Origin of the sequence: Bradyrhizobium sp. CCBAU 11434, from assembly GCF_028128895.1 — a bacterium.
GTDB lineage: Bacteria > Pseudomonadota > Alphaproteobacteria > Rhizobiales > Xanthobacteraceae > Bradyrhizobium > Bradyrhizobium zhengyangense.
Genome location: NZ_LBJX01000002.1, coordinates 226,546 through 247,113, shown reverse-complemented (window position 1 = coordinate 247,113; position 20,568 = coordinate 226,546). Strand labels below are relative to the sequence as shown.

Below are 20,568 nucleotides of genomic sequence, written 5' to 3'. Positions count from 1 at the left end.
GCGATGCGCTTGCGCGATCGCCCTTCCCCATCCTACAAGCGAGCCATGGCTGAGACGATCTATTTTCCGCGCCGCCTGATTCTCGGGGCCGCTGCGATCGCCGGCGTGCTGCTCGCGCTCGCGGTGCACATGCTGGGTGCGCGCTACGGGCTCGACCTCGGCGGCCTCTGGCGTTCCGACACGCACGAGTTCATGCCGACCGGTGCTGCGATCGCCTGGTGGCTGATTGCATCAGTCGGATTCTCCGGTGGTTATTTCACGGCGACGTTGATGCAGAGCGCGGTCTCCGGCCAGATCCCGCAGCGGATGCGCCAGTTCCTGATCGTGGTCGGCGTGCTCCTGCTCGCGGGCGCCGGGCAAGCGGCCTCGGCGCCGAGCCCGCTTCCGACCGTTTCCGGTGTGCTCGCTGGCCTCGCGGCGCTGTGCCTCGGTGCCGTCATGGCTTTCTGCGGCGCGCATTTCGCGCTGCGCGGCGGCAAGTCCAATTAAGCCGAAGCCCGCAGCCGGGGCCGATCCAGCATCATCGCCACCTCGCAGGCGGGCCGCGGCTGGCTGAACAGATAGCCCTGCGCCTGGGTGCATCCCTCGCGCCTGAGCAGTTCGAGCTGCGCGTCGTTTTCAACGCCCTCCGCCGTGGTGACGATGCCGAGGCTGCGTCCAAGGCCGGTGACGGCGCGAATGATCGCCACGGAATCCTCGCGCGTGGCAAGCTCCGACACGAAGGAGCGGTCGATCTTGATCTTGTCGAAGGGGAAGCTGCGTAAGTAGCTCAGCGAGGAATAGCCGGTGCCGAAATCGTCGAGCGAAATCCGCACACCCATGGCGCGCAAATCGTGCAGCGTGGTCAGCGTCGCCTCGCTGTTCTGGAGCAGCACGGATTCGGTGATCTCGAGCTCGAGGCGACGCGCCGCGAGCCCTGAATTCCTCAGCGCTTCCGTCACTGAGGCAATCAGACTTGGATTCTTGAACTGGACCGGCGACAGATTGACGGCGACGCCGACATCGTCCGGCCACGTCGCGGCATCCGCGCAGGCGCGGCGCAGTACGAGCTCGCCGAGCTGGACGATGAGACCGGTCTCCTCCGCGAGGGGAATGAAGTTGATGGGCGAGATCAGGCCGCGCTCCGGATGATTCCAGCGCAAGAGCGCCTCGAAGGCGACAACGCGATCGCTGGCGACGTCACGGATCGGCTGATAATACGGCTGGAACTCATCGCGCTGTAGCGCCGCGCGCATATCCATTTCCAGCAGGCGCCGGGCCTGCGCGCGCGCATCCATGCCGGTTTCGAAGAAACGATAGGTGCCGCGGCCGTCGGCCTTGGCGCGATACAGCGCCAAATCCGCGTTTTTCAGCAGCTCGTCCGGACTGCTGCCGTCCTGCGGCGACAACGAGATGCCGATCGAAACGCCGATCACGATTTGATGGTCCTCGATCTCGTAGGGCGCGGAGACCACCTCGACGATGCGTCTTGCAAGTGCCCGCGCGGCAGCCTCCTCCGCGCGACCGATCTGGACCACGGCGAACTCGTCGCCGCCGAGGCGGGCCACGGTGTCGTGCTCGCCGACCGTCGCCTTCAGCCTTTGGCCGACCTGCTTCAGCAGCGCATCGCCAATGGGATGGCCGAGCGAATCGTTGATGTCCTTGAAGTGATCGAGGTCGAGGCAGAACACCGCGAGCTGGTCGTCCGCGGCCGCCCGGCGCAGCCCCTGCTCGAGCTGCTCGTGGAACAGCACGCGGTTCGGCAGATTGGTCAGCGCGTCATGACGCGCCATGTGCGAGATCTTGGCCTGCGCGTCCAGCCATTCGGTGATGTCCTCGAAGGTGGCGACCCAACCGCCGCCCTGCATCGGCTGGTTGACGACACGGATCGAGCGATCGAACCGGCGAACCACATCCGTCGTTGTGCGTCCCTCCCGGGCATCCTCGACGAGGCGCGCGAAGAATTGTTCGGCATCGCCGTTCCACTGGCCCTTCGCCGCCTCCTCGCGGAGGATATCGAGCAGGACGCGGCCGGTGAGCTGAATGTCGGAGCGGCGGAGCATCGCCGCGTAACGCTCGTTGAACAGGATAATCTTGCCTTCGGCATCGAACATGCACAGTCCCTGCGACATGTTCTCGAGCGCGGTGTCGAGCAGGATCTGCTGGCGGCCGATCTCGCCCTTGGCGCGACGGTCGAGCACGGCGGCCGTGAGCGCGATAGCGATGATAGCAACGGCTGCGCTGGCGGTCAGGATGGACAACGACGCCGGCGGAATCGAAAGACCGCCGATCGCAAGCGTCGGATCTGGCGTCAACTGCAATGCGCCCATCGCGGTGAAATGGTGTGAGACGATGGCAACCGTCAGCAAGGTCGTTGCGGCAAGCGCGTTGGATAGGCTGTCGTCTCGACCTGCCACGTACAGGGCGCAAGATCCAAAGACGATGCCGAGCAGGATGGATACCGTCACCGTTCCCGCGGCCCAACCGACATGGGCAGGAATCTCGAACGCCATCATGCCGGTGTAATGCATCGCCGCCACGCCGCCGCCCACGACAGCGCCGCCAAGCGCGACCAGAGCTCCGCGCCTCGTCGAAACCGAAATACTGAGACCGATGAAGGTGACCGCAATCGCAAAGATCAGCGAGAGGATCGTCACGGGGATGTTGTAGGCGCCACCGGCGCCGGGCCCGTAGGCCTGCATCGCGATGAAATGGGTTGCCCAGATGCCGCAACCGGCCACAACGGCGTCGAGCGTTATCCAGACGAGGCGAGCACCGCCATTCGCCGCACGTGCCCGATGAAAAAGACTGATTGCCGCCGCGCTTGCCAGCAGACACACGGCGCCGCCGAGTGCGACCAGACGCCAATCATGCTGGTCCGTAAGACAAAACAGAACTTGATACATTGCCGGCCCCTATTCCATCGGGCAGTACAGCCGGCAGAGGTGGACAGTCGGTAACCGGCTATGCGCCGGTTGCCGCAATGGTGAACAGAGAATGTGTGCGGCCGCTCACATATCTCGCGCCCGCGCGGTGACGCCAAGGCCGATCACGCCGGCGGCCAGCAGCAGCACCGCCGCCGATATGATTAGCGATTGGTGAAGGCCGCTCATGAACGCGCGATCGGACGCCACCAGCGAGCCGAATAGCGCGACGCCAAGGACGCTGCCGGTTTGCCGTGTCGCGTTGAGGACGCCCGCAGCGATACCCGAGCGCGCCTTCTCGACGCTGCCGAGCATGGTCGAGGTCAGCGGTGGGACCAGGAGGCCAAGCCCGCTGCTGATCGCGATCATCTGCGCAAAGATCGCGGGATAGCTCGTCCCGGCCTCGATCCAGACGAGGCCAAGACAGCCGAGCGCAGAGATGCAGGCGCCGGCCACGATGATCGGGCACGGGCCGATACGCTCGGCCAGGCGCGGCGCCAGCAGATTGACCGGCAGCACCGCTCCCATCATCGGCACGAAGGCGAGCCCGGTCCACCACGCGGACAGGCCGTTGATGCGCTGGAAGTAGAGGCTCAGCACGAAGATCAGGCCGTAGATTGCGACGTTGACAAGCAGGCCGACGATCGTGGTCAGGGTAAACAGCCGATGACTGAACAACGAGAGCGGCAGCATCGGCTGCTCGGTGCTGGCCTCGCGCCAGACGAACAACGCCGCGAGGATGGCGGAAGTCACGAAGGCGGCGATCACCGCCGGATGATCCCATCCGAGCGCGCCAGCTTCGATGATCGCACCAGCGAGCGCACCCAGCGCCCCGATCGCGGCAAGCTGGCCGGGTAGATCGATCTCGCGTGAGCGCGCCCGCGTGGTCTCGGTCGCATAGCGCCAGCTCAGCCACAGGCCTGCGACGCCGATCGGCAGATTGACAAGGAAGATCGCACGCCAGCCGACCAGCGTGATCAGCGCACCGCCGACGAAGGGGCCAGCGGTCAGCGCCAGGCTCGCGCCTGCCGCCCAGACCGCGACAGCACGGCCGCGCGCACGATCGTCCGGATAGGCGTGATTGAGAAGCGCCAGCGAATTCGGCACCAGGATCGCCGCCGCCAGTCCCTGCACCAGCCGCGCGCCGATCAACACGATCGCGTTGGGAGACAGCGCACAGGCCAGCGAGGCCGCAGTGAAGATCGCGAATCCCGCTATGAAGATGCGCTTGGCGCCGATGCGATCGCCGAGTGCACCGGCCGTCAGGATGAAGGCGGCAAAAGCGATGGTGTAGGCGCTGACCACCCATTGCAGCTCCGCGACGCCGCCGCCGAGTGTCTTGCCCATGGCGTCGAGCGCAGTGTTGACGATGGTGACGTCGAGCTGCACGACGCCATAGCCGAGGCTCATCGCGGCCAGCGTCAGCGACGTTGCAAGGCGCGGTGCGTTGCGCGGCGCGCCGCTCGCGAAGGTCTCATATTTGATGGTATTTGCTCGCATGCTGCCACCTCGATTGCGGCCCCATGCGACATATATGCCGCTCTCCCGCTGGCATGCTTCGGCAATGATCGAATGATGGGTACCCGAAATGCAAGCGCCGCGTGGGGGAACCGCGCGGCGCTCTTTGGAGACCGGTCAGGCTTAGCTCGCCGCCCTCAGGTTCACCTTGCTCTCGGCCAGCGTCGTCAGCTTTTTGTCGGTTGCCTTCTCTTCCTCGAGCGTCTTGGCAAGCACGGCCGCACAGTCACTGCGGCCGAGCTGCTTGGCCCAAGCGATCAGACTGCCATAGCGGACGATCTCGTAATGTTCGGCGGCCTGTGCCGCGTTGATCAGGGCTGCATCGAGCACCGCCTTGTCGGCGACCTCGCCCGCAGTTTCCTCGGCCTCTTCGATGATACCGTCGATGGCCGGGCAATCGACTGCCTTCACCGCGACGCCGTGCATCTTGAACACTTCCTCGAGCCGCGTGACGTGCTGCCTGGTTTCTTCAAGGTGCGTCAAAAAGCCCTGCTTCAGCTGCGGATCGGTGGCCTTATCTGCCATTTTCGGCAGGGCTTTGGTGAGTTGCTGCTCGGCGTAATAGATGTCCTGCAGCTGATGCACGAACAGGTCGTTCATGGTCTTGATGTCTTTGGTGAACAGTCCCATCGTTCCAATCCTCGAGAAGTCTTTGGGAACACGACGGCACCGGCTTGGACAAAAGCCGCGATTTCGCCGTGTTCGATTGCTGATGGAGCGCTAACCGGTGCGCAGCGTCGTCGTTCCAAAAAACTCTCGCCTCGCTTGCGCCGGAACAATGCTTGCCAGCGCGGGATTTGGGACCATTTGCAAATACGGGGGCGCAGTCGAAGCTTCACCCTCGACTCATATGCTTAACGCGCCGTCCATGTGAACCACGTATGACAAAACGGCCGGTCCGGCGCAGAACCTGTCGTTGTCAAGGGCTGCACAAGTCGGTGTTTTTGCCTTAAATGAGCTAGATCATGCCTAGCGATCGCCCCTCATTTCGGGCAGTGATCGCAACCGACCGGCCAATGTCTGGCCCGGTCGGTCTTGCCCCCCGCCGGGAGGATGAATGCACGGACTGCTGCCCGCGCTGAAACGCGGCTTCAAGAGATGGATCGGCTGGCGACGGCTCGGAGTTGCCGCGAGCGTGATGATCATCGCCTTCGCGGTGACCACGCTCGTGCGGACCCTCAAGGGCATCGATACCGGCGTCATCCTGACCGCATTGGCCGATATTCCCCGCGGACATATCGGGCTCGCCGCGATCTGCGTGTTCTTCGCGTTCTGTACGCTGACCTTCTATGACTTTTTTGCACTGCGAACGATTGGCAAGAAACACGTGCCGTATCGCATCGCAGCGCTGTCCAGCTTTACGTCCTATTCGATCGGCCACAACATCGGTGCCACGGTATTTACCGGCGGCGCGATCCGCTTCCGGATTTATTCGGATTACGGGCTGAACGCGATCGACGTCGCCAAGATCTGCTTCCTCTCCGGCCTGACCTTCTGGCTCGGTAACATCTTCGTGCTGTCGATCGGCATGGCCATCCATCCGGATGCGGCGTCCTATATGGATCAGCTGCCATCGTCGATCAACCGGCTGATTGCGTTTGGCGGCCTCGCCTCGATCGCCGCCTATCTGGTCTGGCTCAGCATGGGCGAGAAACGCCGCGAGCTGGGCCAGAAGGGCTGGAAGGTGGTGCTGCCGTCGGCGCCGCTGACGCTGGTACAGATCCTGATCGGCGTGGTCGATCTCGGCTTCTGTGCCTTCGCGATGTATCTGCTGATTCCGGCCGAACCGCCGATCGACTTCCTGTCGCTCGCGGTGGTGTTCATCCTGGCAACGCTGCTGGGCTTCGCCAGCCACGCACCCGGCTCGATCGGCGTGTTCGACGCCGCCATGCTGGTGGCGCTGCCCGAATTCGGCCGCGAGCAACTGCTCGCGACCCTGCTGGTCTTCCGTATCCTCTATTTCGTGATCCCGTTTGGTCTGGCCATTTCCATTATGGGCACAAGAGAGCTCTGGATGAACGTGGTCCGGCCCTGGCAGGAACGGCGGCGGCTGGCGGAAGCTTGCGCGCAGGCCAACCTGCCCAAGGAGGTGACGCCGATGGAGCGCGAACGGTTGGTGCGCCAGGCCAGCAAGCGGTAAGGTCGGCCTGCGGCCGCGCCGGAAGCCCGCAAAGAGCGGCAAGCAGAAGGTTGCAGGCCGGGGAGCTATGCTCTCTTATTTCCGCCTCAACTTTGCCGTTGAAGACGCGGGCCATGATCCCAGTTTCCCCTCGCCGTTTCCTTGCGGGCGCCCTGCTGTTGGCCGGGCTCCTCACCGTTCTGCCGCTTCAGCGCGTCCTCGCGCAGGATGCCGGCGCCATGCAGATCAATTGGGAGGTCCGCAACCGCTTCCGCCTGTTCCGCGAGGAGCGCGACTTCCTGCTGCATGTCGAGAATGCGCGTAACCGCAGCATTCTCGCCGCGGAGCAGTCGCTGGAGCTCCAAAGCGAAGGCCGCGGCTGGGCCCGCAACATGGTCAACCGGCTCTGCATCGACCTGCAGGGCCGGGTCAACCAGCCCTGCACCCGCGACAACGTCAAAGAAAACTACCTCACCCCGGTCGACCATCCCATCACCGTGCGCCTGACCGGCGCGGTGCCGGTCGGCGCCACCTGTGCCTGGTCGTTCGACGACGGTGACGGTCCGCAATCCTCCACCTTCGACTGCGCCGAACCGGTCAATCTGCGGGTCCGCTACGGCAAGCAGACGGTGGCAACCGTCGATGTCTCTTCGGGCTCGGATCCAAGCCAGCGCCTTCAGACCGAGATCCAGGTCCGCGACATCTTCATCGCCGGCCTTGGCGACAGCATCGCCTCCGGCGAGGGCAATCCGGACCGGGCGCTGGCGCTGTCGGACGAGGGCTTCTGCTTCCGCTCCTATCTCGGCACCGCCGGCGGACAGTATTACCGGCCGAGCCGCGCCGGCTTCAAGGGTGGCCGCGCCTGCGAGGCGCCGGATACGCTCGCCAACTGGCAACGCTACGGCGCGCTCTGGTTCAACTCGCCGTGCCACCGCTCGCTCTACAGCTATCAGGCCCGGACCGCGCTCGCCCTCGCCGTGCGCTACACCCATATTGCCGTCACCTATCTGCCGCTCGCCTGCACCGGCGCCAGCATCAGCGACGGGCTGCTCGGCTCTCAACGCGCCCGCGAATGCCCGCCCGGCAAGTCCGGCGTCTGCAACACCAGCGTGAATGCGCAGGTCGCCGAACTGCGCGAGGCGCTCACCGCGGCGAAGAAGCGTCAGCCGGATCGCAATCTCGATCTCGTGCTGCTCTCGATCGGCGCCAACGACGTCTACTTCTCCGGCCTGGTCGCCGACGTCATCGTCGACACAGCGACCGAACGTGCACTGTTCCGCCGCTCCGGGGTGATGGCGAGCGTCGACGATTCCCGTGACGCGCTCCAGCGCGAGCTGCCGCAGAATTTCGCCAAGCTGCGCGAGGCGCTGAAGCCACTGGTCGGCGGCGATCTCTCGCATGTGGTCTATGTCTCCTACGCCAATCCGGCGCTTGCAGACGGCGGCGTGCCCTGTCGCGGAGGCCGCGGCGGCTTTGACATCCATCCTGCCTTCAAGGCCGATCCGCAGCGCCTCACGCGCGTCTCGACCTTCGTCGACACGGAGTTCCTGCCGCAGCTGAAGGGGCTCGCCACCTGCACGAACGGTGCGCTGTGCCGCGATCCCGAAGCTGACCGCATGACGTTTGTCGATACCCACCAGGCCGCATTCGCCGATCACGGCTTCTGCGCGCATGCCGGCAACGATCCCGAATTCGACCGCACCTGCTTTGCCGAGAACGGACAGAGCTTCAATCCGGACATCGTGTCGGGGGCGAGCCAGCCGATGTTGTGCGGCCGCGGCGCCTCGGAGTATCGCGCCTACCTGCCGCGCGCGCGCTGGATCCGCGACGCCAATGACAGCTATTTCGCAGCGATGACCTATCCCCAGGGGTTGCCGGCGGCGAGCCAGCCGAACGACATCCACGACGCGACCTGGGGCGTGCTCTCGGCGGTCTACGGCGGCGCCGTGCATCCGAGCGCCGAAGGCCACGCCGCGATGGCGGATGCGACGCTGCCCGCTGCAAGCGCAGTGCTGGGGCTGGATGCCGTGCCGCCGGGCGTCACGCGCGGATTGCTAGCGCCACTGCTGGGCGGCACGCAGCAGTAGGCGAGCTCTCTCCACCGTCATTGCGAGCGCAACGAAGCAATCCAGAAGCTTTCCACGGAGGGACTCTGGCCTCCGTGAAAGGCGCGATGAATCGAGAAGCTGCGGCTTACTGGATTCCCCGCCTTCGCGGGGAATGATAGTGGAGCACGTGGCGCCTGCCGTTCCATCAATTCAAAACCGGCATCAATCGATACCCCCTTCAACTTGGACACTTTCCCGCGCGCGCCTCTAGGAGTCGCAGAGAGGAAACAATTCGAGTTCGAGGAGGCGCCAGATGAGCGCAGTGGTGTCCGCAACGGATGTGAGGAGGTCTCGCGTCAGGCTGTTCATCGTGACCATGCTGTTCCTGGTCACCACGGTCAATTACGCCGACCGCGCCACGCTCTCGATCGCAGGCCCCGCCCTCTCCAAGGAACTTCATCTCGATCCGGTCGCCATGGGCTGGATCTTCTCGGCCTTCGGCTGGTCCTACGTCGTGGCCCAGGTGCCGGGCGGCTGGCTGCTCGACCGCTACGGCTCGCGCCTCGTTTATGCCTTCAGCATCATCGTCTGGTCGCTGTTCACGATGATGCAGGGCTGGGTCGGCTTCCTCAGCGCCGGCGATGCCGTCACCGTGCTGTTCGCGCTTCGCCTCCTGGTCGGCGTCGCCGAAGCACCGTCCTTCCCCGCCAACGCCCGTATCGTCGCGGCCTGGTTTCCCGGCAATGAGCGCGGCACGGCGTCGGCCTTGTTCAATTCGGGGCAGTATTTCGCCACCGTGATCTTCGCGCCGCTGATGGGCTGGATCGCCCATGATTACGGCTGGCGCTACGTGTTCTTCGTGATGGGCGGGCTTGGAATCCTCATGGGCCTCGTCTGGATCAAGACCGTTTACGGCCCGAAGGAGCATCCCGGCGTCAACGAGGCCGAGTTCGACTACATCAAGGAGGGCGGCGCGCTGGTCGATCTCGACGCGCCCAGAGACGAGCGCGCAGCGGACTCCGGTCCGAAATGGGAGCATATCCGCCAGTTGCTCTCCAATCGCATGATGCTCGGCGTCTATCTCGGTCAATACTGCATCAACACGCTGACCTATTTCTTCCTGACCTGGTTTCCCGTGTACCTCGTCAAGGAGCGCGGCCTGTCGATCCTGCAAGCCGGCTTCGTCGCGACGCTGCCCGCATTGTGCGGCTTCGTCGGAGGCGTGCTCGGCGGCATCATTTCCGACGTCATCCTGCGCAGGACCGGCTCGCTGACCTTGGCGCGCAAGATCCCGATCGTCGGCGGCATGCTGCTGTCGATGTCGATCATCGCCTGCAATTATGTCGACGGCCAGGCGCTGGTGGTCGGCTTCATGGCACTCGCCTTCTTCGGCAAGGGCATCGGCGCGCTCGGCTGGGCTGTGGTCTCCGACACCTCGCCCAAGGAAGCCGGCGGTGTCTCCGGCGGCCTGTTCAATGCCTTCGGCAACCTTTCCTCGATCACCACGCCGATCGTGATCGGCTACATTGTGGCCGCAACGGGCTCCTTCAACGGCGCCCTGGTGTTCGTCGGCGTCAACGCGCTGGTGGCCGCCGTCGCCTATCTCGTAGTGGTCGGCAAGATCGAGCGGGTGGTGCTCGAACGTTCCTCCTGAGCGCTCCGAGTGATCGGAGTGGGACAGGCAACTCAACGGCGGCTCCCAAAGGCCGCCGTCTTTGTTTTGGAGGTGATCGATGCTAGAAGTGCCGGGGAAACGCCTTATCCATCCAAGGCATGTATCGATGTTCGACCTCAACCAGCTCCGCTGTTTCGTCACGGTGGCGGAGGAACTGCATTTCGGCCGCGCCGCCGCGCGGCTGAACATGACCCAGCCGCCGCTGTCACGGCAGATCCAGGTGCTCGAGCATATCATCGACGCACCACTGCTGGAGCGCACCAGCCGCTCGGTGCGCCTGACACCGGCGGGCCGCAGCTTCCTGCCCGAGGCGCGCCGCATCCTGAAGCTTGCGGAAAGCGCTTCGCAGGTGGCTCGCCGCATCGCGCTCGGCAAGACCGGCTCGGTCAAGATCGGGTTCACAGCCGCAGCCGCCTACGGCTTCCTGCCTGAGCTGGTCGCGGCCTGCCGCGCCAAGCTGCCGGAGGTCGACTTCTCGCTGAAGGAGATGGTCTCCGGCGATCAGTTCGAGGCCCTCACCTCGGGCCAGATCGATGCCGGCCTGCTGCGGCCGCCGATCGCGCGGCCGGAGCTTGCCAGCCGCCGCGTCGTCGCCGAGCCCCTGCTGGCCGCGATCCCGAAGAAGCATCCGCTGGCGAATGCCGAGAACATCACCATCAAGGACTTCGACGACCAGCCCTTCGTGATGTATTCGCCCTATGAGAGCCGCTACTTCCACGATCTCCTGGTGGCGCTGTTCACCCGCGCCGACATCCTGCCGCGCTATGTCCAGCACTTGAGTCAGATCCACTCGATCCTGGCGATGGTGCGCGCCGGTCTCGGCCTCGCCATCGTGCCCGCCGCGGCCGCCGGCCTCAAGATCTCCGACGTCCGGCTGCGGCCGCTGAAGCTGCGCAACCGCGTCCCGGTCGAGCTCTTCATGGTCTGGCGCCGCGACGACGAGAATCCGCTGCTGTCGGCGCTGGTCAAAATCGCCAGCGAATTGTCGTCCGCGGAGGTCGTGGAGGATTGATGCTCAATCCGCATCGGTCGATATAGGCTTTGGCTTGGACGCGCATCGAACGGTTTCCTAAACAGCGGTCTATGGACGCGTGCCTCAGTGAGCGTCCCCGACACATACGAGAGCAGGGAGCAGCGCCCATGAGCAAGATGACCCCGCAGGAAATGGCCCAGAAGATCGGATCGGGCCTCCTGTCCTTCCCCGTCACGCCATTCAAGGCGGACTACTCCTTCGACGAAGCGACCTACCGCGCCAACATGGATTGGCTGTGCGGCTATGACGTCGCAGGTCTGTTCGCCGCCGGCGGCACCGGCGAGTTCTTCTCGCTGACCCCGACTGAAGTCCCGCAAGTGGTCAAGGTCGCCGTCGACGAGACCAAGGGCCGCGTGCCCGTGCTCGCCGGCACCGGCTATGGCACCGCCATCGCTCGCGAGATCGCTGTTGGCGCCGAGAAGGCCGGCGCGGATGGCCTGTTGCTGCTGCCGCCCTACCTCACCCATTCCGAGCAGGACGGCCTTGCCGCCCACGTCGAGGCCGTCTGCGCCTCCGTGAAGATCGGCGTCATCGTCTATAACAGAGACAACGCCATCCTTCAGCCGGATACGCTCGCGCGCCTCGCCGAGCGCTGTCCGAACCTTGTCGGCTACAAGGACGGTATCGGCGACATCGAGCTGATGACCCGTGTCTATACCAAGCTCGGCGATCGCCTGACCTATGTCGGCGGCCTGCCGACCGCGGAGACCTTCGCGCTGCCCTATCTCGACATGGGCGTGACGACCTACTCCTCGGCCGTGTTCAACTTCGTGCCTGAGTTCGCCACCAATTTCTACGCCGCGGTCCGCAAGCGCGACCATGCGACCATCCATGCCGGTCTGAAGGATTTCATCCTCCCGCTGATCGCGATCCGTAACCGCAAGAAGGGCTATGCGGTCTCGATCATCAAGGCCGGCATGAAGGTGATCGGCCGCGATTCCGGCCCGGTGCGTCCGCCGCTAACCGACCTGACCGAGCAGGAGGTGACGGAACTGGCCGCGCTGGCGAAGAACCTGCCCGCCATCCGCTCGTCACAACAGGCTGCAGAATAACAAACGACAACAGGGAGGAGTGTGCGATGGCCCGGACAGATATTTCTGGTGCGTCAGTCGCTGGCGCACCGGTCGTCACGGCGATGCAAGTGATCCCGGTTGCCGGCCGCGACAGCATGCTCCTCAACTTGAGCGGCGCGCACGCGCCGTTCTTCACCCGCAACATCGTCATCCTCACCGACAATGCCGGCCATACCGGCGTCGGCGAGGTGCCGGGCGGGCAAAAGATCTGGCAGACGCTGCAGGACGCCCGCGATCTCGTGATCGGCAAGACCGTCGGCGCGATGAACAACATCCTCGCCGATGTCCGTTCGACCTTCGCCGACCGCGATGCCGGCGGACGCGGCAAGCAGACCTTCGACCTGCGCGTGATGATCCACGCGGTCACCGCAATTGAATCCGCCCTGCTCGACCTGCTCGGCCAGCATCTCAATCTGCCGGTCGCAGCCCTGCTCGGCGAAGGCCAGCAGCGCAGCAGCGTCGAGACGCTCGGCTACCTTTTCTTCGTCGGTGACATCGGCAAGAGCAAGCTCGACTACGTCAAGGGCGAGACCGGCAAGGCGGAATGGTTCAACCTCCGCCACCAAGAGGCGATGACGCCGGAGACCGTGGTACGCCTGGCGGAAGCCACGCAGGACCATTACGGCTTCGCCGATTTCAAGCTCAAGGGCGGCGTGCTCCGCGGCGAACAAGAGATCGAGGCCGTCACGGCGATCGCCAAGCGTTTCCCCAATGCCCGCGTCACGCTCGACCCGAACGGCGCCTGGTCACTCGACGAGGCCATCAGACTCTGCAAGAACATGCACGGCATCCTCGCCTATGCCGAGGATCCCTGCGGTGCCGAGGCCGGCTTCTCCGGCCGCGAGATCATGGCCGAGTTCCGCCGCGCCACGGGTCTGCCGACCGCGACCAACATGATCGCCACCGACTGGCGTCAGCTCTCCCATGCGCTACATCTAGGCGCGGTGGACATTCCGCTCGCCGATCCCCATTTCTGGACCATGCAAGGCTCCGTGCGCGTCGCCCAGACCTGCCGTGACAACGGCCTGACCTGGGGCTCGCACTCCAACAACCACTTTGACATTTCGCTCGCCATGTTCACCCATGTCGGCGCGGCTGCCCCCGGCAAGGTGACCGCGATCGACACCCACTGGATCTGGCAGGATGGCCAGGCGCTGACCAAGGAGCCGCTGCTGATCCGCGGCGGCAAGATCGCGGTCCCGGATCGTCCGGGTCTCGGCATCGAGATCGACCGGGCGGCCATCGAGGCCGCGCATGAGCTCTACAAGAAGCATGGACTCGGCGCCCGTGATGACGCTATTGCCATGCAGGATTTGATCCCGGGCTGGACCTTTGACGACAAGCGTCCCTGCCTCGTTCGCTAAGAAACTGAGGCATGATCCCGGAAAAGTGGGTACCGGTTTTCCGACTAGGATCATGCCCCCTTAAATGACTTGGAGGACTGTATGACTGCGATCCTGAAAAACTTCATCGGCGGCGAGTGGGTCGATGGCTCCGGCGTCACCAAGAACATCAACCCCTCCAACACCAACGATGTCGTCGGCGAATACGCCAAGGCCGACAAGGCGCAGACCGAGAAGGCGATCGCCGCCGCGAAGGCCGCCTTCCCGGCCTGGGCGCAGTCGACGCCGCAGGTGCGCTACGATGCGCTGAACAAGATCTCCACCGAGATCCTCGCCCGCAAGGAAGAGCTTGGCCGCCTGCTGGCGCGCGAGGAAGGCAAGACGCTGCCCGAGGGCATCGGCGAGGTCGCCCGCGCCGGCCAGATCTTCGCATTCTTCGCCGGCGAAGCCCTGCGGCTGATCGGCGAGAAGGGTGCCTCGGTGCGTCCCGGTCTCGATGTCGAGCTGACCCGTGAGCCGGTTGGCGTCGTCGGCATGATCACGCCCTGGAATTTCCCGATCGCGATCCCCGCCTGGAAGATCGCGCCCGCGCTCTGCTACGGCAATACCGTGGTGTTCAAGCCGGCCGAGCTGGTGCCCGGCTCGGGCCACGCGCTCGCCGAGATCATCACCCGCTCGGGCATTCCGGCCGGCGTGTTCAACCTCGTGGTCGGCTCCGGTTCGGTGGTCGGCCAGACCCTGCTCGAACACCCCGATGTCGCGGCGATCTCCTTCACCGGCTCGGTGCAGACGGGCCGCAAGATCGCGCAGGCCTGCGTGCTCTCGAACCCGATGAAGAAATTCCAGCTCGAGATGGGCGGCAAGAACCCGCTGGTCGTGCTCGATGATGCGGACCTCAAGACCGCAGTCGAGGTCGCCGTCAACGGCGCCTATTTCTCGACCGGTCAGCGCTGCACCGCCTCGTCCCGCCTGATCGTGACCGAAGGCATTCATGACCGCTTCGTCGCCGCGGTGGCCGAACGTCTGAACAGCCTGTCGGTGGACGATGCACTCAAGGCCGGCGTGCATATCGGCCCGGTGGTCGACCAGAGCCAGCTCGACCAGGACCTGCGCTACATCAAGATCGGCCAGGACGAGGGCGCCAAGCTCGCCTTCGGCGGCGAGCTGCTCAAGCGCGAGAATCCCGGGCACTACCTGCAACCGGCGCTGTTCACCGAAGCCAACAACAACATGCGCATCGCGCGTGAAGAAATCTTTGGCCCGGTCGCAGCCGTCATCCGCGCAAAGAACTACGAGGAAGCACTGGCGATCTCCAACGACACCGAGTTCGGCCTCGCCTCCGGCATTTGCACCACCAGCCTGAAATACGCCTCGCACTACAAGCGCAACAGCGAGTCAGGCATGGTGATGGTCAATCTGCCCACCGCCGGCGTCGACTACCATGTGCCGTTCGGCGGCCGGAAGGGCTCAAGCTACGGCGCCCGCGAGCAGGGCTCCTATGCACGCGAGTTCTACACGACGGTGAAGACGGCTTACACCTATCCGGGTTGATGGGCTGACTTCGTAGGGTGGGTTAGCCCGCGGCTGCGCGAAGCACAGTTCGCTGGCGTAACCCACCTCTTCTGCTTCCGCGGATTGAGACAGTGGTGGGCTACGCCGAGCAGATGCGCTCTGCGCATCTGCGGGGCTAACCCACCCTACACTTCGGAGTCCACGATGGACCAGGACGTCGCAGCCAAAGAGCAGCCCCGCTACATCAAGCTCAACGCGCGCGACAATGTCGCGATCGTGGTCAATGATTTCGGGCTTCCCGCCGGCTCCCGCTTCGCTTGCGGACTGACGCTGCGCGCCTTCGTGCCGCAGGGGCACAAGACCGCCCTGGTCAACATCGCACAAGATGAGCCGATTATCCGCTACGGCGAGGTGATCGGCTACGCGCTTTCGCCGATATCAGCCGGCGAATGGGTCGACGAAGCCCGCATCCGCATGCCCGAGGCCCCTGCCCTCGACAAGCTGGAAATCTCGACCGCCGTCCCCGCGCCGCTGCCGCCGCTCGAAGGCTTCACCTTCGAGGGCTATCGCAATCCGGACGGATCGGTCGGCACCAAGAACATCCTCGGCATTTCCTCCTCCGTGCAATGCGTCAAGGGCACGATGGAATACGCAGTGAAGCGCATCCGCGCCGAGCTGCTGCCGAAGTACCCGAAGGTCGACGACGTCGTGCCGCTGACGCACGCCTATGGCTGCGGCGTCGCCATCACCGCGCCGGACGCAGTCGTGCCGATCCGCACGTTGCAAAACCTCGCGCTGAATCCCAACTTTGGTGGCGAGATCCTGGTCGTCGGCCTCGGCTGCGAAAAGCTCGCGCCCGAGCGGCTGGTGCCGGAAGGCGTTGATAACGCCATTGTGCGCATGCAGGACGAAGCCTTTGACGGCTTTGGCGCGATCGTCGATGCGATCATGACCCAGGCCGAGGCGCGGCTGAAGGTGCTCAACACCCGCACGCGCGAGACCTGCCCCGCTTCCCACCTCGTTATCGGCCTGCAATGCGGCGGCAGCGATGCCTTCTCCGGCGTCACCGCCAATCCTGCCGTCGGCTTCGCCGCCGATCTGCTGGTGCGCGCCGGCGCCACGGTGATGTTCTCCGAAGTCACCGAGGTGCGCGATGCCATCCAGCTGCTCACCCGCCGCGCCATCAACGAGGACGTCGGCCGCGCGCTGGTACGCGAGATGGCCTGGTACGATTCTTATCTCGCCCGGGGCGGCGCCGATCGCAGCGCCAACACCACGCCCGGCAACAAGAAGGGCGGCCTCGCCAACATCGTCGAGAAGTCGCTGGGCTCGATCGTCAAGTCCGGCTCATCAGCCATCACCGGTGTGCTGTCGCCCGGCCAGAAGGCGACGCAGAAGGGCATGCTGTTCGCGGCAACGCCAGCCTCCGACTTCATCTGCGGCACGCTCCAGCTCGCCTCCGGCATGACGCTGCAGGTGTTCACCACCGGCCGCGGCACGCCTTACGGCCTCGCGGCTGCGCCCGTGATCAAGGTCGCGACCCGCACTGAGCTCGCCCGTCGCTGGAAGGACCTGATCGATTTCGATGCGGGCGGTATCGCCACCGGCGCAAAGACCATCGAGGAAACCGGCTGGGACCTGTTCCGCCTGATCCTCGATGTCGCCTCCGGCCGCACCAAGCCGTGGTCCGACCGCTGGGGCATCCACAACGATCTCACGCTGTTCAATCCGGCGCCGGTGACGTGAACCGGCGCCGCGCCCGCGAGCGGTCGAAGCCCGCAGTGGTGCGAGAGTCCAGGCTCGACGCGTAGAGCAGGATCATCCGTCTTTCGCGAAGCCGTCCTGAAACATTGGCGCGGAAAATTTCCTCCTCGTTTCATTCCGCCGTGTCGCGCAACCAAATTTATCCAGCGACAGTGATCGAATGTTCGCACACAAGCGAACCTATCGCAGTGGTGCCACGACCAAACCTCCGATTGATATCTTCAACGGAGATTTTGAAATGCGTATTCTCTCGATGATTACCGTGACAGGCGCGATGATTGCGAGCACAGCCGGCGCATTTGCCGGCGAGCTTCCCTCCTACGAAGTGAAGTCGTTTCCGATCTCGGCGACGCAAGTGCAGGTGCTCGGCGGCGCCGGTGTCGAGGAGCAATCGACCGCGCCCATGATGATCGTCGCCGGAATGCCCGCCTCGCCCGCACAGATGTCGGTGCTGTCACCACGCGTGAAGCGGTTCGCCAGCACGACCTCCGACAGCGAAGCGCGCTAAGCCTCGCTTTCATCGCAGCGCCCGCACCAGTCGCGGGCGCCGTGGGCATTTTTACGTCATGCTGCCCGGCATGAAACATCGCACGCGCGGGTGGCCATCGATATAATGCTTCCACACCATCGTGCGCCCGATCTTGTTCGGCTCGGTGATGACTGCGCCGTCGGGCACGACGACCCACTCCTCGTCGAGATGCACACGGTAGTGTCCCTTGTCGGACTCCCAGTCCACATCGGCAACGACATAGCCGTCGGCGTCCGAGCAGCACTGTCCGTACTCGCTGCGCAGGCTCTCGAACCACGGCTTGAGCGGCGAGTTGGCATAGCGGCCGTCATCGCGCGCGAGCGCCGATGTCGCCAGCAGCAGGAGCAGTCCCGGCACTATCGCCGTACACGGTCTTGCAAGTCTCATATCGTCTCTCGCGGTCGAATCGCGCCACGAGGGACAGACAAGGCCGCTCACGCCCTTGAACAGGCGTAAAAACGACGACTCGTTCCCCCAGCGGCTTTGCCGACAGCTATGCAAATCCAGCGCCAGGGCGCATTCCGGGGAACTACTGGCGGAGCCGTAGCCGGCATTGGCCTTTCGACGAATGCGCTCGCCTACAGAATTGGCAGTGATGTGTGAGACAGCGGCCGCAACAGCCGCGCGGCTAACCTACTTCTTCGCTGCCGGCGCCATCATCCCCGCGCCCCCCTTCTTGGCAGATGCAGGCGGCAGCTTGGTCGCGGCGGCTTGTGCGGGAAGATATTTGGCGATGATCGCGGGATCGACCTCAGCCATGTTGGCATCCGGCAGACGCTGCCAGGTCTCGTCCTTGCCGAACAGTGATATGCCGAGGAAGCCGCGCATGGTCAGCGTTTGTCCGTCCGGGCTGACCGTCATCTTGGCCTTCCAGATGTTGCCGTCACGCGGATTGACCACGTTGCCGCCCTCATACTTCAGCCCGTCGCGCTTCATGTCGCGGATGAACGAGAGCCCGAGCACCGGCTGGTTCTTGCGATCGTCAGTGCATTTCGCACAGACCTCGTTCGGATTGTCGCCGGGACGGGGGAAGGTCTTCGCGATGACGCCTTCGAAGATGCCGTTGTGATCGATGAAGAGAAACCAGCCCACCGGCCTGCCGTCTTCGACTTTCTGCCAGAGGCCCGCTGCGGTCGGCTGCTGAGCCGGCGCTTGCGCCGCGGCCGGCTTCGCCGCGCCAATCGCCAGGGCGACAGCGAGCGTCAGAAGCGAGAGCAGCCGAAAGCTCGAAAAAGGATTCCGCATTATCATCACCTTGCTAAGCCAAACACCTTGCTTGCCAAGACCGGATTGGCCGCAGACTACGGCGATTTCGCGAACGATTCCAGCACCAGAACTATGGGAGGTCACGCGTCCGACACCGGTGCCACTAGTTGACACCGAGCTTCTTTTGCAGGCTGGAGGACGAGGTCGTGTACTGGAACACGAGCCGCTTCTCCGGATACACGTAGCGGTGGGCTTTTTGCGACATCAGTGCGCCCTCGTGGAAGCCGCACAGGATCAGCTTGATCTTGCCTGGATAGGTGTTGATGTCGCCGATCGCGAAGACGCCGGGCACGTTGGTCTCGAACGCTGACGTCTCGACCGGCACCAGATTGTTCTCCAGCGCAATGCCCCAGTTCGCAACCGGACCAAGCTTCATGGTCAGTCCGAAGAACGGCAGCATGGTGTCGCAGGCGATCTCGCTGACATTGTTGTCGTTGCCCTTGACCGTGGCGCCGGTCAGCTGGCCATCAGCACCTGACAGCGCTGTGACCTGGCCCAGGCGCAGATCCATCTTGCCGTCGGCAACCAGCGCGCGCATCTGCTCGACGCTGTGGGGCGCGGCGCGAAAATCGTCGCGACGATGCAGCAGCGTGACGCGCTTGGCCAGCGGATGCAGGTTGAGCGTCCAGTCGAGCGCGGAATCGCCGCCGCCGACGATCAGCACGTTCTTGTCGCGAAAATTTTCCATCTTGCGTACGGCGTAGTGCACCGAGGTGCCTTCATAGGCTTCGATGCCGGGCACCGGCGGACGCTTGGGCTGGAACGAGCCGCCGCCGGCCGCGATCACCACCACCTTGCATTCGAACACCTTGCCGGTGTCGGTGGTGCAGCGGAACGCGGGATCGCCGATCTTCTCCACGGTCTCGACCATCTCGCCGAGATGGAAGGTCGGATGGAACGGCTTGATCTGCTCCATCAGCGCCTCGGTGAGGCCCTGCCCCGACACCTGCGGAATCCCTGGAATGTCGTAGATCGGTTTTTCCGGATAGAGCTCGGCGCACTGGCCGCCGACCTTGTCGAGGATGTCGACGAAATGCGCCTTCATGTCGAGAAGGCCAAGCTCGAAGGCGGCGAACAGACCGCAGGGGCCAGCGCCAATAATCAGCACATCGGTTTTGATCACGTCGCTCATGTCGTCTCTTTATCGGTCGTTATCGGTTGGACGGCGCCCTATGGGCAGAGGAACCCTGCCTGTCTAACCAACGGGGATGGATCAGGGAAGGCATAAAAGCGGGAGCGCCCCGCAAGCACACCACTTGCCGGGCCAAAATAACTGGGCTGTAACGAGGTTGGATTTGACGGAGATCAATCGGTGAACGCACCAAGCCGCCTCGAAACGACGCCGCGCCTGGAGGACTTCCCTTTTCGCCTCAGCGACAACGTCCGCTTCGGCGATCTCGACCCCAACCAGCACGTGAATAACGCGGTCTACGCCACATATTTCGAGACCGGCCGTGTCACCCTGATGAAGCTCCCCGAATACGGCCTGACACCGCCGGGCTTCGCCTGGATCATGGTGCGGCTCGACATGCATTTCCGCGCCGAGCTACGCTGGCCGGGCACGATCGAGCTCGGTCTCGGCGTCGTGAAGCTCGGACGCACGTCAGTGACCTTCGAGCAGGTCGTGTTCTCGCATGGAAAGTGCATCGCGTCGGCGACGTCAGTCGGCGTTCTGCTCGACGAGGCGACGCGGCGGCCGGCGCCGCTGACCGCAGAGGTGATCGCGAAATTCAAGCCCTGGCACAAGCGCGGCATCGAGGTCGCGCTGCCGAGCACTTAATTCGG

General features: G+C 64.3%; 17 protein-coding genes. 11 read left to right on the top strand and 6 right to left on the bottom strand.

Annotated features, from left to right (window positions below; genetic code table 11):
- Nucleotides 1-45 precede the first annotated feature (45 nt).
- Nucleotides 46-489, top strand: a complete 444-nt coding sequence (locus tag XI06_RS03325; protein ID WP_237864965.1) for a hypothetical protein — start codon at nt 46-48, stop codon at nt 487-489.
- On the opposite strand, the gene XI06_RS03320 is transcribed toward XI06_RS03325, so the two are convergent.
- From XI06_RS03320 to XI06_RS03310, 3 genes are all read right to left on the bottom strand, one after another.
- Nucleotides 486-2,885, bottom strand: coding sequence for a bifunctional diguanylate cyclase/phosphodiesterase (locus XI06_RS03320; protein ID WP_237873187.1), 2,400 nt, complete (start codon nt 2,883-2,885; stop codon nt 486-488). The two genes, XI06_RS03325 and XI06_RS03320, sit on opposite strands and share 4 nt — an antisense overlap.
- A 105-nt stretch (nt 2,886-2,990) precedes the next feature.
- Nucleotides 2,991-4,403, bottom strand: coding sequence for an MFS transporter (locus tag XI06_RS03315; RefSeq protein WP_237864967.1), 1,413 nt, complete (start codon nt 4,401-4,403; stop codon nt 2,991-2,993).
- A 141-nt stretch (nt 4,404-4,544) separates the two neighbouring features.
- A complete protein-coding gene (locus XI06_RS03310; protein ID WP_237864968.1) occupies nt 4,545-5,051 on the bottom strand; it encodes a YciE/YciF ferroxidase family protein in 507 nt (168 codons plus the stop codon).
- Between the two features lie 427 nt (nt 5,052-5,478).
- Between XI06_RS03310 and XI06_RS03305 the strand changes: the two genes are divergently transcribed.
- The 9 genes from XI06_RS03305 (at nt 5,479) to XI06_RS03265 (ending at nt 17,496) form a co-directional block, all read left to right on the top strand.
- Complete coding sequence (locus XI06_RS03305; protein ID WP_237873189.1) at nt 5,479-6,561, top strand: lysylphosphatidylglycerol synthase transmembrane domain-containing protein; 1,083 nt, start codon at nt 5,479-5,481, stop codon at nt 6,559-6,561.
- Between the two features lie 113 nt (nt 6,562-6,674).
- Entirely contained in the window at nt 6,675-8,627 is a 1,953-nt protein-coding gene (locus XI06_RS03300; protein WP_237873190.1) for a hypothetical protein, read from the top strand.
- Between the two features lie 274 nt (nt 8,628-8,901).
- Entirely contained in the window at nt 8,902-10,242 is a 1,341-nt protein-coding gene (locus tag XI06_RS03295; protein WP_271604682.1) for an MFS transporter, read from the top strand.
- A gap of 127 nt (nt 10,243-10,369) precedes the next feature.
- Nucleotides 10,370-11,275, top strand: a complete 906-nt coding sequence (locus XI06_RS03290) for a LysR substrate-binding domain-containing protein (protein WP_237864972.1) — start codon at nt 10,370-10,372, stop codon at nt 11,273-11,275.
- 128 nt (nt 11,276-11,403) lie between these two features.
- A complete protein-coding gene (gene kdgD, locus XI06_RS03285; RefSeq protein WP_237873192.1) occupies nt 11,404-12,348 on the top strand; it encodes a 5-dehydro-4-deoxyglucarate dehydratase in 945 nt (314 codons plus the stop codon).
- A gap of 26 nt (nt 12,349-12,374) precedes the next feature.
- A complete protein-coding gene (gudD, locus tag XI06_RS03280; protein ID WP_271604681.1) occupies nt 12,375-13,733 on the top strand; it encodes a glucarate dehydratase in 1,359 nt (452 codons plus the stop codon).
- Nucleotides 13,734-13,814: 81 nt separating this feature from the next.
- Complete coding sequence (locus tag XI06_RS03275) at nt 13,815-15,263, top strand: aldehyde dehydrogenase family protein (RefSeq protein WP_237891296.1); 1,449 nt, start codon at nt 13,815-13,817, stop codon at nt 15,261-15,263.
- 165 nt (nt 15,264-15,428) lie between these two features.
- A complete protein-coding gene (gene garD / locus XI06_RS03270; RefSeq protein ID WP_271604680.1) occupies nt 15,429-16,970 on the top strand; it encodes a galactarate dehydratase in 1,542 nt (513 codons plus the stop codon).
- 256 nt (nt 16,971-17,226) lie between these two features.
- A complete protein-coding gene (locus tag XI06_RS03265; protein ID WP_237873196.1) occupies nt 17,227-17,496 on the top strand; it encodes a hypothetical protein in 270 nt (89 codons plus the stop codon).
- A gap of 51 nt (nt 17,497-17,547) precedes the next feature.
- On the opposite strand, the gene XI06_RS03260 is transcribed toward XI06_RS03265, so the two are convergent.
- From XI06_RS03260 to XI06_RS03250, 3 genes are all read right to left on the bottom strand, one after another.
- Nucleotides 17,548-17,904, bottom strand: a complete 357-nt coding sequence (locus XI06_RS03260) for a hypothetical protein (protein WP_237873197.1) — start codon at nt 17,902-17,904, stop codon at nt 17,548-17,550.
- Nucleotides 17,905-18,150: 246 nt separating this feature from the next.
- A complete protein-coding gene (locus tag XI06_RS03255) occupies nt 18,151-18,762 on the bottom strand; it encodes a DUF2147 domain-containing protein (protein WP_237873198.1) in 612 nt (203 codons plus the stop codon).
- A gap of 124 nt (nt 18,763-18,886) precedes the next feature.
- Nucleotides 18,887-19,915: an NAD(P)/FAD-dependent oxidoreductase gene (locus XI06_RS03250; protein ID WP_237873199.1), complete on the bottom strand. Its 1,029-nt coding sequence runs from the start codon at nt 19,913-19,915 to the stop codon at nt 18,887-18,889.
- A gap of 180 nt (nt 19,916-20,095) precedes the next feature.
- Here XI06_RS03250 and XI06_RS03245 point away from each other — a divergent pair, with 180 nt between their 5' ends.
- On the top strand, nt 20,096-20,563 hold the full coding sequence (locus XI06_RS03245) for an acyl-CoA thioesterase (RefSeq protein ID WP_237864981.1): 468 nt from the start codon (nt 20,096-20,098) through the stop codon (nt 20,561-20,563).
- Nucleotides 20,564-20,568 lie beyond the last annotated feature (5 nt).

Coding starts and splice junctions, on each gene's coding strand:
- garD (WP_271604680.1), top strand. CDS start 15,429: ATGGACCAGGACGTCGCAGCCAAAGAGCAGCCCCGCTACATCAAGCTC.
- XI06_RS03275 (WP_237891296.1), top strand. CDS start 13,815: ATGACTGCGATCCTGAAAAACTTCATCGGCGGCGAGTGGGTCGATGGC.
- kdgD (WP_237873192.1), top strand. CDS start 11,404: ATGAGCAAGATGACCCCGCAGGAAATGGCCCAGAAGATCGGATCGGGC.
- XI06_RS03320 (WP_237873187.1), bottom strand. CDS start 2,885: ATGTATCAAGTTCTGTTTTGTCTTACGGACCAGCATGATTGGCGTCTG.
- XI06_RS03290 (WP_237864972.1), top strand. CDS start 10,370: ATGTTCGACCTCAACCAGCTCCGCTGTTTCGTCACGGTGGCGGAGGAA.
- XI06_RS03250 (WP_237873199.1), bottom strand. CDS start 19,915: ATGAGCGACGTGATCAAAACCGATGTGCTGATTATTGGCGCTGGCCCC.
- XI06_RS03260 (WP_237873197.1), bottom strand. CDS start 17,904: ATGAGACTTGCAAGACCGTGTACGGCGATAGTGCCGGGACTGCTCCTG.
- XI06_RS03295 (WP_271604682.1), top strand. CDS start 8,902: ATGAGCGCAGTGGTGTCCGCAACGGATGTGAGGAGGTCTCGCGTCAGG.
- XI06_RS03265 (WP_237873196.1), top strand. CDS start 17,227: ATGCGTATTCTCTCGATGATTACCGTGACAGGCGCGATGATTGCGAGC.
- XI06_RS03325 (WP_237864965.1), top strand. CDS start 46: ATGGCTGAGACGATCTATTTTCCGCGCCGCCTGATTCTCGGGGCCGCT.
- XI06_RS03305 (WP_237873189.1), top strand. CDS start 5,479: ATGCACGGACTGCTGCCCGCGCTGAAACGCGGCTTCAAGAGATGGATC.
- XI06_RS03255 (WP_237873198.1), bottom strand. CDS start 18,762: ATGCGGAATCCTTTTTCGAGCTTTCGGCTGCTCTCGCTTCTGACGCTC.
- XI06_RS03315 (WP_237864967.1), bottom strand. CDS start 4,403: ATGCGAGCAAATACCATCAAATATGAGACCTTCGCGAGCGGCGCGCCG.
- gudD (WP_271604681.1), top strand. CDS start 12,375: ATGGCCCGGACAGATATTTCTGGTGCGTCAGTCGCTGGCGCACCGGTC.
- XI06_RS03300 (WP_237873190.1), top strand. CDS start 6,675: ATGATCCCAGTTTCCCCTCGCCGTTTCCTTGCGGGCGCCCTGCTGTTG.
- XI06_RS03310 (WP_237864968.1), bottom strand. CDS start 5,051: ATGGGACTGTTCACCAAAGACATCAAGACCATGAACGACCTGTTCGTG.